Below are 16,171 nucleotides of genomic sequence, written 5' to 3' on the forward strand. Positions count from 1 at the left end.
GTTATATTCAATTTAATAAAATAAAAATAAGATTCAAGTGAAATATTTTTTATTTTTTTGTTTATTTGATTTTTAAAATGTATTTTTATATACATGAAGATACGATATGTTTTCCTCGTTTTCCTCTTGCCCCTAATTATCCATTTAAACAACAGTTTTGCGTCGGAAGCGAAAAAGGTTCTAATCCTGTTTGAAGGACGCGATACACCGAATAACTATGCCCGCGGAGATGCACGCCAACTAGCGATGCTCTTGGGTCATTTTAAAGTTGAATACAAGATCGAAGGTGTAGAAGCTTACAAAAGCGATGAGATGAATAATTACGACATCACATTCTTCATCGGATTCAGTAAGCAATACGATCCTCCCGAGAAATTTTTGCGCGAAGCATATTCTCCCGATAAAATGCTGGTGTGGATGAATACAGGCATGGAATCATTCGCTGCGAGATTTGATCTTGTCAAGAAATACGGTTTTAAATTAGAGCGGTTAGATACGATTTCAAATTTTGATATTGTAACTGCCGGTGGAAGAGATTTTACAAAAGGCGAACCGAATATCAACATAATAAATGTTTTAAAACATGATGAAATTGATATTGTTGCAACGGCGTTTTCCACTGCGACGGGTCGTGAAGTTCCGTATATCATTCGGGTTGAAAACTTTATGTATATCGCCGATTCACCGTTTGCCTCGGCGACGGAAACGGATAGATATATATACTTCGCAGACATGTTGCACGATTTATTGGGACAGCCACATGCCGAAATTCACAGAGCCCTTCTGAGAATCGAGGATGTAACGGTGTTCGAAGATCCGGAACGACTTCGCGATGTCGCGGATGCTCTTTACTCGAATGATGTTCCGTTTTTGGTCGGGGTTGTACCTTTTTATGTCGATCCCGACCGCGGTTTACGGGTAAGTTTGTCAGATAAACCCGAGATGGTGGATGCTGTTCGCTACATGGTTTCGCGCGGTGCTACGATCGTTATGCACGGAATTACTCATCAATATCAGGGAACAACCGCTACCGATTATGAATTCTGGGATGCGAGCACGAATGGTAAGCTGAAAGAAGATTCGAAAGTCTACGTTGAAAAGAAAATGAAAATGGGATTGGAGGAATTTTGGAAAAATAATCTCTATCCACTCGTCTGGGAAACTCCTCATTATACCGCATCGCAGGATGATTATCCGATATTTGCCAAATATTTCAGCACGGCAATGGAACAACGATGTGTTCTTAATGATGCCGATTACAGTCAATATTTTCCATACATCATCGATAAAGACCTTTTCGGTCAGCGGATATTACCGGAAAACTTGGGTTATATACCTTTAAACCCAAACCGCGAAGTGGAAGAAGAAGCTGTGCAAAAATTATTGAGAGGCGCCAAGATGCAGCTCGCTGTGCGCGACGGGTTCGCCTCTGCTTTCATTCATTCGTTTATCGGCATAGATTATATAGAAGAATTTATAGACGGCGTAAAAAATCTCGGTTATACTTTTATAGATGTGAGAGAATTAAATCTTAATGTCCGGATGAACAATCATTTAGTTCTTACCGGATCGCAATCTTATGAGATTCCATTGGACGATCAATTTTTTAGAAAAACAATTATTCAGCCGGATGGGGATATAGATAAACGTGAAGTCTCTGCAGAGCGGATTCAAGGAGTAATCAAAAATCATATCCAACTCTTACCCCGTGAAATATTCATCGCAGAACCGATGGAGTTCAATGAAATTGAATTAACGTGGGTCGATCGGTTAAGAGGTGATGCAAAAAATTTGTGGGATGGTATCTTTAAAGCCGAAGAAGATTATGAATATGCGCGCGTTGCACTTTTATGGGAACCGAATGCGAAGGGGGGCTCATTTAACAATCAGGCAAGTTATGCATCTGCTTTTCGATCTTTAAATATCGAAGTGGATACTCTGAGGTCTGATCGCCTGCCGCCATTAAAAGATTATAACCTGTTGGTAGTACCATATAATATGGTAGAACGACTTCCGGATACAGATTATGATCGCATAATTCAATTCATTGAAGAAGGAGGGAACGTAGTTACCGATGGTAAAAACGATCTTGCAGAAGAGTTAAGTGTAAAATTTGCCAGCTCGAATCTAAAAATTGAACGGATGCGAGATCGCCTTTACCCTGCCGACGCTCTGGTGTTGAAATTCCCTGAAATGATGACCAGATTCGATATTCTTCCTGACGATGATATCCTATGCACTGAAGAAAATACCGATGTACCGGTTGTGATAGGCAGGCAGTTCGGTAAAGGGAAATTCATTTTCCTTGGTGTCAGATTCGATCCCATGTCAACAGGTGGTTACAGTAGGTTCCCATATTTTATGGAATATGTTCGTTCGTATTTTCATCTGAAACCGATTTTACGGCGTGAAAATCTTGAGGTCTATTTCGATGCCGGATACCGTCACAATATCAGTGTTGAAGATTTGGTAAAGAGATGGGTAACCGATGGAATACGGATTGTGTATACTGTTGGCTGGCATCAATACGAAAAATGGACATACGATTATAAAAGACTGATCGAACTTTGTCATGCAAACGGTATTTTAATTTACGTCTGGTTAGAGCCGCCTCATGTTTCAGAGAAATTTTGGAAAGATCATCCTGAATGGCAGGAAGTGAATTTCCGCGGCGAACTGGTTGTTGCCTCCTGGAGATTTCCTGTTGCATTAACAGACAGCACTTGCATGAAAGAAATTAAGGAGATGTATAAATCATTTCTTTTAGAATTTGATTGGGATGGTGTAAACCTTGCTGAGCTTTATTTTGAGGCGGGAACCGACGGACCGGAAAATTCAAATCTGATGACGCCGATGCATTCGTCTGCCCGTACCGAATTCAAAATGCTTTATGGATTCGACCCGGCTCTCCTCTTCGATGATAAATCTGAATACTATTGGAAAACTAATGCCTACGCATGGAACCGCTATGAAGAATACCGCGTAAACCGGCTGTCGAGTTTGCACGAAGAATTTCTTGAGCTGATTCAAGAAGTAAAAAATGAAAAACCGCATTTAGATGCGGTACTGACAGTTATGGATAATGTTGGAAACCCGGAACTCAGGAAGAATCATGGTGTGGACGCGATAAGAATAAATGATCTGAAAAAGAAATTCAATTTCACGCTTCAAATCGAAGATCCGCAGAGCGAGTGGTCGAAAGATCCGAGAAGATATTCAACGATCTCTGAAAAATATAAAACAATCCTCGGCGAAAAAAATGCCGTAATGATAGATATTAATATTCTTCAGTTCCGCGATGAGAAAAAACCGACTATTTTTCCGACTCTTGTTCAAACCGGAATAGAAAGTTATATGCTCGTGAATGTTGCCGCGGCTTCGGCTGATCGGTATTCATTGTATTCGGAGTCGAGCATTCGTCCGCAAGATTTGAGGATGATGAGTTATGCTTCATCGGCAAGAGCTAACTTATCAAGCACCCCGGACGGGTGGAAGTTAAGCGCTCCTTTCCCGGTTGTTTTAGAATTATCAAAAAAATATTCAGCACTTACAACTTCAACCGGTGAACGAATTACATCGGACAGGGGATTGTTTTTTTTGCCACCCGGCAATTACGATCTTACACCGGAAAAAAATACGGGAAAGTTATTGAACACATCGATGCCGACCTCAGGAAAACTACTTTCTATTTCCGGTGAAATTCTCGGTTTAATAAATTCGAATAGAAGCGTCTCGGTTAAATATCGAAGTACAGGTCGGTGTTACGCTTCATTCACTCATAAGCCGTATAATATTTATATAGATGGTAAAGAAACCATCGTACCAATTCTTTCCGGGCATCGCCGCTTCACCGCAGTTTTTCCACCGGGAGAACATCAGGTGCTTGCAGTTCTTGAAACTACGGTTTCTTACGGTGTGGATCTGACCAGTTTCTGGTCGTCTTGGTTAATCGTCGGTTTTGGAATGTTCTCCGGCACATTGTTGATCGGATTTTATACGGTAGTTCGATTTATGCGCTCGCGGAAAGGAGAGCGATGATGCCGAGCGAATCGTTTATCGAGCTTGACATCAGCATTATCTTTGTACTATCGGTTATTCTAATTTGGTTTATGATTTTTTACCAGTTGATTTTGACGATGGCTGGTTTCTTTCATTACACTCATTCTAGAAAAGAAAAGAATAAAATCGATTCCTTAACATTCGACTTTCCAAAAGTAACAATCCTTATCCCGGCGCATAACGAAGAGAAGGTGATTGCCTATACGGTAGAAGCCATGCTGAATCTCGATTATCCGAAAGATAAATTGGATATACTTATTATCAACGATGGTTCATCTGATCGCACAGCAGAAATTGTGGAGAACTACACCAGGCGAGATACCCGCCTGCGCATATATAATGTGCCCAAGGATGAGGGTGGTAAAGGAAAATCGCGCGCTCTAAATTTAGGTTTAAAGCAAACAGACTCTCAATTCATAGCCGTCTACGATGCGGATAACACCCCCGATCCGTCAGCGATGAAATATTTAATGGCGCAATTAATTCAGGATGAAAGACTCGGCGCGGTGCTTGGTAAATTCAGAACGGTTAATAAGAATAGAAATTTATTGACACGTTTCATTAATATTGAAACACTCGGTTTCCAATCTATGCTGCAAGCAGGCAGGTGGAAGATGTTCAAAATTTCCACATTGCCCGGAACAAACCTCGTTATCCGCCGTGATCTTTTAGACAAATTGAAGGGATGGGACGAAGATGCGATTACGGAAGATTCGGAGTTAAGCATCAGAATACACATGGAAGGATACCGCATTAAGTTTGTGCCATACTCGATTACATACGAGCAGGAACCGGAATCGTGGAAAGTTTGGATTAAACAGCGGACAAGATGGGTGCAGGGAAATAATTATGTCGGGAAAAAATTCCTGAAAGAAATTCCGTCGTTTAAAAATAAATTTTTAGCAATTGAATTGCTTTACGTGCTATCCCTTTACTATGTTTTTCTCGTAGCCCTCGTCGGTTCCGATATACTTTTCCTTCTGGGTCTTTTCAATGTTGTTGTCATTAATTTGCCGGGACCTTACACACTAGTCTGGATAGTGGGTATTGTTCTGTTCCTGATGGAAATTCTACTTGCATTGTCATACGATAGAGAAGATAAATTCTCTAATCTTCTGCTGACGTTTCTGATGTATTTCACTTATTGCCAGATGTGGATATATATAGTCGGAAGAGCGATTTATTTAGATGTTATAAAGAAAGAAAAACGGACATGGGTAAAGACGGAGAGGTTTGATGCGGTACGAAAATGATAAGTATTTATTATATCCTAAAAAGTATACTCAACGCCCGCCATTATTGTGCTCTTTTTGAAATCGAAGTAAAAAGAGTTTGAGGTATTTTTAATATAGTTGAATCCTATCTCTATCTTCAATCCGGTTTCTTCCGAAATTTCAAATGTGCGGGAAATATTCATCTCTAACTCCCGGCGCATATCGATGCGGTTTGTCGCGGTAACAGAATCTGCAATATCTGTTGCCGCATAAGTATATGTCTTTTTCTCGTATCGCCAGGAGCCGAGGAATAATAATTCAAGCGGAAGTGCCTGCTCCACATCGACAGATATATTGTTCCCGGAATATGAATAATGATCGTCGTATAATTCATTTTCTCCGATTGAATTTTTGATAGACCTGTTGTTGTTTATCGCGGCTCCTTTGCGTAATTCAGGAACAGCACGCGATATCGCCGATGGGGTGTTGAAATGTGTGAATCTGGTGGAGAAATATGTTGCAGGCGCAGGTATGTAATTCCACAAAAATGTGAATGATGTTTGCCGCACTGAAGGTGTAGTTAAATTATAAGAAATGGTTTTGCCGTCAGTTGTGCCGCCACTACCGGGTTTACCTTTCGAATCTTTTGATAAAGTTATTGAATCGGTTTGTATGATTGGAAAACTTTTCACTCCGAATGTTGGTATGACAGCAAACCAACTGAATGGTAAAATATCGGTTCCAAGAATTAGGGAGATATTGTGCTGAATATTTGTAAGCGCCGTCAGATTCGGGTATGAGTTGTATGTGATTGTGTATGAGGGGCGGATGCTTGCATGTCTGCCGAGCGGCTGGCGGATAGCTGCAGTGCCTGCAAGAATAGTGTTATCCCAACTTTCATAATCAACTTTATTAATCTGCAATCCACACGTGAATCTTATATTTAAAAAATTATCCAAACTGTCTGTCGATTCTTCTTCAAGATCTTCCGTTAGAAGTTCATCATCCGCATCTGTTGTTTCAACTGTATCATTTTCTGAAGTTTCGTCCACGACATTTTTTCTAAAATGATAATTGTATCCGACCATCGCCATGTGGAATTGATAATTACGAGCGGGTAAATCTTTATAGAAAGAAAAAGCGCCCGAATAAAAGATGCCGATATATCTGTTCTCGGTGCTGAATCCTTTAAACAGATTGAGCGAAATCCCTGAGATATTATCTTTTAATGGGTAGTATGAGTCGAAAATATTTGGATCGTTGGTTATAGAAGCTCCAAGGCTGACATGCTGGGCTTTGAGGGGAATTGAAAAGCAGAGGACGAAAATAAATATTGCTTTTGCAGAAATGGCTTTCATATTTTATATCCCCTTTATTGATTAAATTTCTTTAAAAATATGAAGAAAGAACAAGTATTCCAAGATCTTTCAATATTCATGTTAAGTTGACTTTTATCAGAGTCTATTGTAATTTAAGAACGTGTGAATGTTCAGCGATTTCACCGATAGACGCTATTTATTAGGTGAAACCGCCACATATATCTCAGTTCCGATGTCAGAAATATCCTAATTTTTTAACCGGTTCATTATTTTTATGGAAATACTTCTCATCATTCTCATCGCGCTCGTTGTTGTATTATTGATTCTTTTTTTGAGGAGCCAGCAATCCTCATCGGTTGCCGATAAAGATCAATCGATGTTATTGGTTCAGCAGCAGGTAGAATCCGTTCGTTCCGATGTTCATCAGAGTTTAAATCAAATATCGGAAGCAATGAACTCACAGCTTGCTCTCGTTGCAAATCAAATACAATCACAAACAACGAACGTCGGCAGCAGGTTGCAGCAAGTTGCCGAAAACGTTAATCAGCAGTTGAATACGGTTACACAGCAAATTCAATCGCAAACATCGAATGTCGGAGACCGGCTCGATAACGCCGCGCGGGTTATCGGAGAAGTGCAAAAAAATCTTGGTGAGCTTGGGCAGGCAACGAAGGAAATAAAAGAATTGGGGCAAAGTGTTTCGAAATTGGAAGAGTTGTTGAGTGCACCAAAACTCCGCGGTGGATTGGGAGAATATTTACTCGAGGATTTGCTGAAGCAGGTTTTACCCGCGGGACATTATGAAATGCAGTACCGCTTTAGAAACGGACAGGCAGTTGATGCAGTCATCAAAACATCAGACCGTCTGGTGTCGGTTGATTCGAAATTCCCTCTCGAGAATTTTAAAAAATTAGCATCTTCCGCAACCGAAGCTGAAAAAAAATCGTACCAAAAAGTGTTTGTGAACGACGTAAAAAAACATATTGATGCGATTGCCACGAAATATATTCTTCCCGATGAAGGAACATTTCCTTTCGCGCTTATGTATATCCCGTCTGAAAGTATTTATTATGAAATCATAATCAAAGATGAAGGTTTAGCCGAGGGAGTCGGGGCGTATAATTACGCGATTGAAAGAAAAGTTATCCCTGTTTCTCCGAACAGTTTCTACGCGTATCTTCAGGTGATTGCTCTTGGACTCCGCGGAATGTATATAGAGCACAGCGCCAAAGAGATTTTAGGAAATATCTCACGCCTTCAGGGTGATATTGGTAAAGTGCGCGAAGTATTCGACATACTCGGCACGCATATCGAAAATTCAAGAAAAAAACATGAGGAAGCAGATAAAAAGTTATCGCATTTCGAAGCGAAATTGGAAGGAATAACCGAGCATGCTCTTGGTGATTCTTCACAATCCAAAGAATTAAAAACATAGACACCTGCAATTCATTAATATGTACACAAAAGTTCATCCCGACAATCCTCAACCCCGGCAAATTAAGCGGGCGGTTGAAATATTGAAGAATGACGGGATAATTATTTACCCGACGGATACGGTGTATGGTATCGGGTGCAGTATTTTCAGTCCACGCGCAATAGAACTTATCTACCAATTGAAAGATCAGGAAAGAAGTAAACCGTTCAGTTTTGTATGTTCCGACTTGAGCCACATTAGTGAGTTTGCGAAAGTATCGAATACGGCATTTCGTTTGATGAAACAGCTTATACCCGGACCTTACACTTTTATTTTACCGGCGAGCCGACTAAAACAATTACCGAAAAGCATGATCTCGAAACGAAAAACAGTAGGCATTCGCGTTCCGGATAATAAAATATGTATGACGCTCATAAAAGAACTTGGACATCCGATTCTTAACGCGAGCGTTACAGACGAAAATGGCGAAATCATCAACGATCCTGGAGTTATCAAGGAATTTTATGAAAAACGAGTCGACCTGATTATTGATGGAGGAAACAGCATCTTGGAATTATCAACGATACTCGATTTAACCGAAGGTCCTCCCGTTGTCGTTCGCGAGGGAGCCGGGGATTTCAGCATGATCGAAAATTATCAAATTTAAAAATGACGACAAACCAAGCACCCAATATCGTTTTAAAATATCAATCTTATATTTCGGCGCATCATTTTCGTACGTTGCTTTGGAATATTCTTCTCGGCGTGGAAGTTTCGGTGGTTTTAATCTCATATCATTTCATCTGGCACTCGTTCAGATCTGATTTGATTCAGCTTTATGTTTTAAGCGGAATGAGTATTTCATTTTTCTGCTGGGGCGCGGATCGATTTTGGGTTACCATTATTTCACCATTGACGAACGATCCTTTTTCATCATCAGCTTACATTTCCAGAATACCTTTGTGGTGGTTAGCAGGTGGGATAGGTTATGTATCCGGAATTGTATTATCAAAAATATTTTTTCCTATTGATTTTTATGAAGTTCCGATAAAAATATATTTCTTTGTCGGAGCATTTGCGGGAATATTTTCACAGCTAACGATTCAGATTCGAGTTTACAGAATTTTACAATCAAACAAATGAGGAAATATAAATGACGAAAGTTGAACAGCATAAAATAATAGATTTGTTAAGAGATTATCTACACAAAATGAGTGGAAGCGACATGGACGATTTTGAGATGTTGCGCAAACGGGATCGCGATGACGAAGACTTGGATACATTCGGAAGAAGAAGATTATCGGAATTATATGTAAAATATGTTCCTGATCGTTTTAGAGATTAATTTATATCTTCTTCAAAAAAATTTGTTCAAGATTTTGTATATTTCACAATTCATTTTTTTGATTAATTAGGATCTGTATGTCGATTACTTTGAAGCGAGTTGGAATACTGACAGGTGGCGGAGATTGCCCCGGATTGAACGCGGTCATCCGCAGTATCGCGAAACCGGCGATGTCGTATTTTAATTCGCATGTTATAGGTATTTTAGACGGATTTGAAGGATTTGTTGAAGGACGTATGCGAGAGCTGACTAAACTCGATGTTACGGGAATTATCAACCTCGGAGGAACAATTTTAGGAACTTCAAATAAAGGAGATCCATTTCATTATCCCCGCGAAACATCGAATGGCGTTTCGATAACCGATTGTTCCGATATGGTACTCGACAGTTACCGACAATGGGGGCTTGACGCTCTGATCGCTATTGGCGGCGACGGTACAATGAATATCGCTCATAAACTCGCGCAAATGGGAATGAACATTGTCGGTGTTCCCAAGACCATCGATAACGACTTAGAGGCAACCGATATTACATTCGGGCATGATTCCGCTCTTCAGGTTGCAACAGAAGCAATCGACAGGTTGCAGACAACTGCATCTTCACATCATCGGGTTATTGTTATAGAAGTGATGGGTAGATATGCGGGTTGGATCGCATTGGGAGCAGGTTTAGCCGGCGGTGCGGATGTAATTTTAATTCCTGAAATTCCATTCAAGTGGGAATCAATTTTTAATTTTGTTTGGAAACGAAGTAAAGGCGCGCGCTACAGCATCATTTGCGTTGCCGAGGGGGCAAAACCGGTTAACGGTGATATAGTTATAAAAGAAAAAGATTTAAAACGAACCGATCCGATCAGGTTAGGCGGTATCGGCGAACTGGTTGCGGCGCGAATAGAGGAAGAGACAAAGTTAGAGACTCGCGTTACCGTGTTGGGGCACGTTCAGCGCGGCGGCAGTCCGTCGGCATTTGACAGGATACTGGGTACAAGATTCGGCTCCATGGCATTACAGGCGGCTTCGCGTGGTGAATTCGGTACTATGGTTAGCTTACGCGGTCGCGATGTTGTAACGGTGAAATTAGAAGATGCAATCCGTAAACAGCGGCTTGTTTCTCCGGAATCCCAGCACGTTCTTGCGGCGCGGGCTGTGGGAGTTTGTTTCGGAGATTGATAAGATTGTGATATTGTTCCATTGAATCATTGTATGATTAAAGTATAAGTGAATCAGTGAATAAAGCAGTAAACATAACAGGAAGCAAAATTATTGAACCTGAATTTCTGCTTGGTGCATACGGCGCAGGTTATTTTCCGATGGCGGAATCGAGGAGCGGTGAAATCGGCTGGTACTCTCCGGATCCACGTGCAATTATACCGCTTGATGGATTGAAAATATCGAGGAGCTTACGACAGGTTTTAAAGAAAAAAATATTTGAAGTGAAAATGAATAGTTCTTTTGAAGTTGTAATGCGACGCTGTGCTGAAAGAGACGATACCTGGATATCGGAAGAAATTATTAGAAGCTATCTTGAACTTCACCGGCTTGGCTTCGCACACAGCGTTGAAACCTGGAAAGATAAAATGTTGGTCGGCGGATTGTACGGTGTTACGTTGGGGGCAGCGTTCTTCGGTGAATCAATGTTCAGGAGGGTGAAAGATTCTTCCAAAATCGCGCTTGTCTATCTTGTGGAAAGATTGAAGACAAAAAAATTCCGTCTTTTAGATACACAATACATCACGCCGCATCTTTCAAGATTAGGTGCAATTGAAATTCCTCGTGATGAATATCTCTCTTTATTAAAAAATTCTGTCAAACTTAAACGCTCTTTTGTTGATTGATAAGCGATGAAAATTATCGGAAATATGAAACTATTTGTTGCATTGATTTTTATTTTTACATCATGTGAAATTTTATCAGCCCAACCCAAGGATAATCCTGACAGCATGAATGTCCGGTTTATACTTCAAGTTCTTTCAAACCAACAGAAAGCGTGGAACGATGGAAGTATTGCCGGCTATATGGAAGGATACTGGAAATCGGATAGTTTGCTTTTCACAAGCGGCGGAAACATTCAGACCGGTTGGAAAGCAACTTTCGAAAAATACAAAAAGAGCTATGGTTCAAAAGAAAAAATGGGTGTTTTGAATTTCTCGAATTTAAATGTAAAATTACTTTCATCAGAATCTGCCTGGATTTTCGGTAACTGGGAATTGAAAAGAGAAAAAGATAATCCCAAAGGAGTATTTACTCTCATTCTTAAAAAGTTTAGTGACGGATGGAAGATTGTACATGACCATACGTCAAGTAAAAAGTAAAAACCTAACAGCTAATAGCCAATTGCTAATTACTAATTGCTAATAACCAATAATTACTAACTAATAACGAACATTTAACATCTAATATCACACATCAATATGAACTCAACAGCAATTTATAAAACCGATTTTCCAACACTGAAATTCGTTAAACGCGGCAAAGTCCGCGATATTTACGATCTAGGCGAATACTTATTAATTATTGCAACCGACCGGCTTTCGGCTTTTGATGTAGTTATGCCACAGCCGATTCCGGATAAGGGAAAAGTGCTTACACAAATTTCAAATTATTGGTTTGAAATAGTCAAAGATATCATCCCAAATCATATCGTTGTTTCGGATGTAAATGATTTCCCGAAAGAATGTCAGCCGTACAAAGATCAACTTTGTGGAAGAAGTATTGTTGTAAAAAAAGCAAAACCGTTGGCAGTTGAATGTATAGTGCGCGGTTACATCTCCGGTTCCGGATGGAATGAATACAAAAAATCGAAATCAATCTGCGGTATTAAATTACCGGACGGATTGGTGGAATCTTCTAAATTGCCAGAACCGATTTTCACGCCCTCCACAAAAGCAGATGTCGGGCATGACGAAAATATTTCTTTTGAGGAAGCCGCCAATATTATCGGGAAAGAAGAGGCGGAGAAAGTTAAAAACTACACACTCGAAATTTATAAACGCGCCGCCAAAATTGCTTCAGAAAAAGGAATCATCATTGCCGATACTAAGATGGAATTCGGATTTTATGATGAAAAATTAATTCTTATTGACGAGTTACTCACGCCCGATTCATCCCGCTTCTGGTCCACATCGAAATACCAACCCGGAACCGGACAGGATAGTTTCGATAAACAATTCGTACGCGATTATCTTCTCTCTATCAATTTCAACAAGCAGCCCCCCGGACCAACCATGCCGGATTCTGTTATTCAAAAGACATCCGAGTTGTATCGAGAAGCGTTGAAGATGTTAACAGGAAAAGAAGTTCAATAAGAAAAATCTGAAATTCGAATTACTAAATCATAAACAAATCTTAAAACCGAAATAATAAACTGAGTGGTTTCCGGGACTTGGAATTTATGATTTTGGATTTGTTTAGAATTTCGATATTAGAGCTTAGGATTTCATATATGGATATAGATAAGGTACCATTGTGAAAATCAGTGTAAAAGTAAAACCCAACGCCCGTAAAAACACTGTTGAACAGATAGATGCAAACAATTTCGTTGTGTGCGTTTCCGTTCCTCCGGTAGAAGGGAAGGCAAACGAGAAAGTTATTGAATTACTTGCTGATCATTTTGGGAAACCGAAACGATGTTTTACAATCCTTCGTGGAACGACAGGGAAAACCAAAATTGTTGAAATAGCGTAGAGTCCCTGCCGCAGGCAGGGACTCTACTGCTTAAAGGCGTGTATACGGTTGATGGATGAAATAACTTTATCCATATCAAACGGCTTAGCGAGGAACTCGCGCACGCCAAGCTTCTTTCCTTCGCGGGCAAGTTCATTTTCATCTACCGCAGTTATCATGATTACTTTTTCTGTAACACTCGGATGGTTGATTTCTTTTAAAACATCCAAAGCATTCTTTCCGGGGAGGTTGTTATCCAGAATTGCTACATCATAATCATGAAGCAATAACTTTTCCTTTGCGGTGCTGCCGTCGCCGGCAACCTCCACGCTATATCCCTCCTCCTGAAGTATTTTTTCTAAAATTCTCTTAAGCGATGAATCTTCATCTACAAATAAAATTTTTGGTTTTGATCCCATAATGTATCACCCCTTTATTTAATGACCGTTAATGTACGAGGAATGATCATAAAAATCAATTTTCGTTTTAAGATGTTTTGGTATGATTATTTGAAGGTGATACAGCCGGCTGGTTGGTAATAAAAAATCCCGATTAAAAATTATAATTGGGATTTTACATCAACAAAATTTATCGTGTACTTACGAAATAATATTCTTTCTTATCAAAAATAATAAAGATACTTTACTTTGAGAACGCCTGCTCTGTTTGTTGTATGCATTCTGTTCGGCAATAAATTCAATGTAGAATCGAACTCATCGCGCCTATCTTGAACATCGTTTATGGCTAAATATATCCAGCTCTTTGGCAGGAAATTATACGATAGAAGAAATCCGGCGATTAACTGTTGAAACCTATCGGTAGATCGAACGAAAACATTATCAAAATAACAACGGATGCTCAAATCGTTTATCGGAGTAAAAGACAAATAAGGTCTTGTATTGTAAGTTATATCTTGAATATCGTTAGACGGACTTCCTTCGATAAACATATTGACGGAACTTCCGATACCTAAAACATTGAAAGGAAGCCAGCCGAATTCGCTACCAAGCCAGGAATAAAAAGATAAATATCCACGATTGAAATTATATGTCTTCTCGTATCCACCCCAAATATTTCCGTTCCAGGTCGGTGATGTATTGAACCATGTTGAAAAATTAATTGAAGTGGAGTTATATTTTATATCGCTGTCTTTTGATTTTCCTTGATTGAAATTAATCTCAAAACCCCAGTTCGAACGGAATTGCATATTGTAGCCGATCAAACCGGCGTAGTCGGGCGCTTTATCGGCGTCTTCATATCCATAAAATCCACCGCCGTAAATCATTATTTGACGAATTGTTCCATCTTCATAATACCAGCGCGGTCCTGAAAGTGCAACCAATTGTGCCGTACCTTTCCATGGAACGAATCCCACCTGATCGACATTGAATTTTTGTGAGATCGCTCTTCCTTTTATACCCGTAAACCAATTCTCTTTTGAAATTGTTCCGCCCGCCGATGCGGCAAAACCACCCTGCTTATCGTTGAATGACTCGGCAAATTGATAAGCGAACTGCCAATCGGAACCGCGAAATGCGCCATCAACATCGATGAAACCGTTATCATTTTCTGCCGAGTGTTTTGCCGCCACCAAAATTCCAAGAGAAGAATTTTCTAATATCTGTTTTTTTATTCTCCCAAGCGCGAAGTATGCTTTATCTTCCTTTTGAAATGTTTCGTCATTTTTATATTCCTTTTCATTCGTCATTGCAACAAAGCCACCGTATTCAAAATCATCGAGGCGGCCAAAAACTTTTGAGCCGACAATAAGCGGTACTTCGGAGCCATCCGAAAGTTTCTTTCCAATCCTGCGCGAATAAAATAATTCTATCGGTTGGTAAAATCCGGAATTGCGTTGTCTGCCCGATGGCGTGAAGACCTCATTCCCCTGCGTGAAGAACGGTCTTCTTTCGGAAAAATATGTTTCGTATCGCGAGATGTTGAATTCGTACGGATCGGCTTCGATCTGTGCGAAATCAGGATTGCCTGTGAGCTGGAACGTAAGCGCCTGGGATGGATTATAGAAGATGTCTATCCCTGCATTGGGATCGATCTTATATTTATTGTCGTGAAGATAAGTTGCCTTTGCAATTCCGACCGGATAGATTTCTAAATTCAATCCTTTTACACTCGGCTTGAAATTATCGAAAACCATTTTACCGAATTTGGAAATACGTTGTCCTTCATTCTCTTCATACTGATTCCAGTAAATATCCTCCGTGCCGTCAGGAATCCATCTGTCAAAATCCAAACCCCACTCATTCAATTGTTCATTGTATTGAATCGACCGGTAAGGAATTTCCATCTCAACAACAAATCCCCAGTCGTACACTTTACTTGCGGCAAACCAAACACCGTCCCAGCTATAATCGCGGTTCCGTGCATCATCTAAAAGCCGGCAGTCGCCGCGTACACCCGCCGCGTTAACTGCGAATTTATATGCCGTTCGTTTATCACCGAAAGTATCCAGCATGATCGAAACCATATCGCCACCGTAATTATCGAGCACACCTGTATTGATCTGGGTTTTGGAATTATCGCCGACACACACCATAAGACAATACAGTGCATCTTCGGTTGTTAATACCTTCGCAGTGGTTTTTTGTGTCGGTGCTTTACCGTTATAAGGTTGAAATTGAACAAAATCGTTCAATGAGTCAACTTCAGACCACAAAGGGTCTATCGCTCCATCAACGTTTGGTGCAATGTTTGTTTTTTTTAGATTTAAAGATTTTTCAGCCGAGAACGAAGTTAACGGTGCTAATATCAAAAAAATGATTACCAATCGATTCATAATTTTTACGGAGGATATACCTAAAGATGATATTTTATTAAAGAAACTATTATCTGGAACGAATATCGAATCAAAATGTTGCGGAACAGATTTCGGGATAATTTTTCATACTTTAGTGTTAATAACAGAAGTAAGATAAAATTAGCGAAAAAGTTGACCAATAAATGATATTTTAAATCTTCACTGTGTAATTTGTGTGATTTTGGTTCTTGGTTGAGCGATAAATCTTTCTTATCTTATAATAGAATAAAATGCCAAATTTTACCTTTTGCCTCATTTATTCCCGAAAATTTAGATTTTCCTTTATATGAATCTCCCCCTCGAGTTGATAACCATCGCTCGATGAACGATGGTTCCTCTTTAA

The 16,171-nt window shown here is 39.9% G+C and carries 14 protein-coding genes; 11 read left to right on the forward strand and 3 right to left on the reverse strand.

The features are described from left to right. Positions 1-93: 93 nt before the first annotated feature. On the forward strand, positions 94-4,038 hold the full coding sequence (locus HZB59_09430; protein MBI5021646.1) for a DUF2334 domain-containing protein: 3,945 nt from the start codon (positions 94-96) through the stop codon (positions 4,036-4,038). Further along, the gene (locus HZB59_09435) at positions 4,038-5,312 is read left to right on the forward strand and encodes a glycosyltransferase family 2 protein (GenBank protein MBI5021647.1); all 1,275 of its coding nucleotides are present in this window, start codon (positions 4,038-4,040) and stop codon (positions 5,310-5,312) included. The genes HZB59_09430 and HZB59_09435 overlap by 1 nt, the downstream gene beginning before the upstream one ends. A 17-nt stretch (positions 5,313-5,329) precedes the next feature. On the opposite strand, the gene HZB59_09440 is transcribed toward HZB59_09435, so the two are convergent. Then, complete coding sequence (locus HZB59_09440) at positions 5,330-6,631, reverse strand: hypothetical protein (protein MBI5021648.1); 1,302 nt, start codon at positions 6,629-6,631, stop codon at positions 5,330-5,332. Between the two features lie 235 nt (positions 6,632-6,866). On the opposite strand from HZB59_09440, the gene rmuC reads away from it, so the two are divergent. The 9 genes from rmuC (at position 6,867) to HZB59_09485 (ending at position 13,034) form a co-directional block, all read left to right on the forward strand. Beyond that, a complete protein-coding gene (gene rmuC / locus HZB59_09445; protein MBI5021649.1) occupies positions 6,867-8,027 on the forward strand; it encodes a DNA recombination protein RmuC in 1,161 nt (386 codons plus the stop codon). Between the two features lie 19 nt (positions 8,028-8,046). Further along, positions 8,047-8,673 (forward strand): threonylcarbamoyl-AMP synthase, encoded by a 627-nt coding sequence (locus HZB59_09450; GenBank protein ID MBI5021650.1) that lies wholly within the window; start codon positions 8,047-8,049, stop codon positions 8,671-8,673. A 2-nt stretch (positions 8,674-8,675) separates the two neighbouring features. Next, a complete protein-coding gene (locus HZB59_09455) occupies positions 8,676-9,149 on the forward strand; it encodes a hypothetical protein (GenBank protein MBI5021651.1) in 474 nt (157 codons plus the stop codon). A gap of 10 nt (positions 9,150-9,159) precedes the next feature. Continuing rightward, complete coding sequence (locus HZB59_09460) at positions 9,160-9,351, forward strand: hypothetical protein (GenBank protein MBI5021652.1); 192 nt, start codon at positions 9,160-9,162, stop codon at positions 9,349-9,351. 77 nt (positions 9,352-9,428) lie between these two features. Then, on the forward strand, positions 9,429-10,520 hold the full coding sequence (locus HZB59_09465) for an ATP-dependent 6-phosphofructokinase (GenBank protein MBI5021653.1): 1,092 nt from the start codon (positions 9,429-9,431) through the stop codon (positions 10,518-10,520). Between the two features lie 89 nt (positions 10,521-10,609). Further along, entirely contained in the window at positions 10,610-11,185 is a 576-nt protein-coding gene (locus HZB59_09470) for a leucyl/phenylalanyl-tRNA--protein transferase (protein ID MBI5021654.1), read from the forward strand. Positions 11,186-11,191: 6 nt separating this feature from the next. Beyond that, positions 11,192-11,662 (forward strand): nuclear transport factor 2 family protein, encoded by a 471-nt coding sequence (locus tag HZB59_09475; protein MBI5021655.1) that lies wholly within the window; start codon positions 11,192-11,194, stop codon positions 11,660-11,662. 99 nt (positions 11,663-11,761) lie between these two features. Beyond that, positions 11,762-12,655 carry a phosphoribosylaminoimidazolesuccinocarboxamide synthase gene (locus tag HZB59_09480; GenBank protein ID MBI5021656.1) on the forward strand — a complete coding sequence of 298 codons (894 nt, stop codon included), beginning with the start codon at positions 11,762-11,764 and terminating at the stop codon, positions 12,653-12,655. Positions 12,656-12,815: 160 nt separating this feature from the next. Further along, positions 12,816-13,034 carry a DUF167 domain-containing protein gene (locus tag HZB59_09485; GenBank protein MBI5021657.1) on the forward strand — a complete coding sequence of 73 codons (219 nt, stop codon included), beginning with the start codon at positions 12,816-12,818 and terminating at the stop codon, positions 13,032-13,034. Between the two features lie 23 nt (positions 13,035-13,057). Here HZB59_09485 and HZB59_09490 read toward each other — a convergent pair whose 3' ends face one another. Continuing rightward, positions 13,058-13,432 carry a response regulator gene (locus HZB59_09490; protein ID MBI5021658.1) on the reverse strand — a complete coding sequence of 125 codons (375 nt, stop codon included), beginning with the start codon at positions 13,430-13,432 and terminating at the stop codon, positions 13,058-13,060. Positions 13,433-13,635: 203 nt separating this feature from the next. After that, positions 13,636-15,807 carry a carbohydrate binding family 9 domain-containing protein gene (locus HZB59_09495; protein MBI5021659.1) on the reverse strand — a complete coding sequence of 724 codons (2,172 nt, stop codon included), beginning with the start codon at positions 15,805-15,807 and terminating at the stop codon, positions 13,636-13,638. Between the last annotated feature and the right edge of the window lie 364 nt (positions 15,808-16,171).

This window comes from Ignavibacteriales bacterium (assembly GCA_016214905.1).
Classification (GTDB): Bacteria; Bacteroidota; Ignavibacteria; order UBA10030; family SZUA-254; genus PNNN01.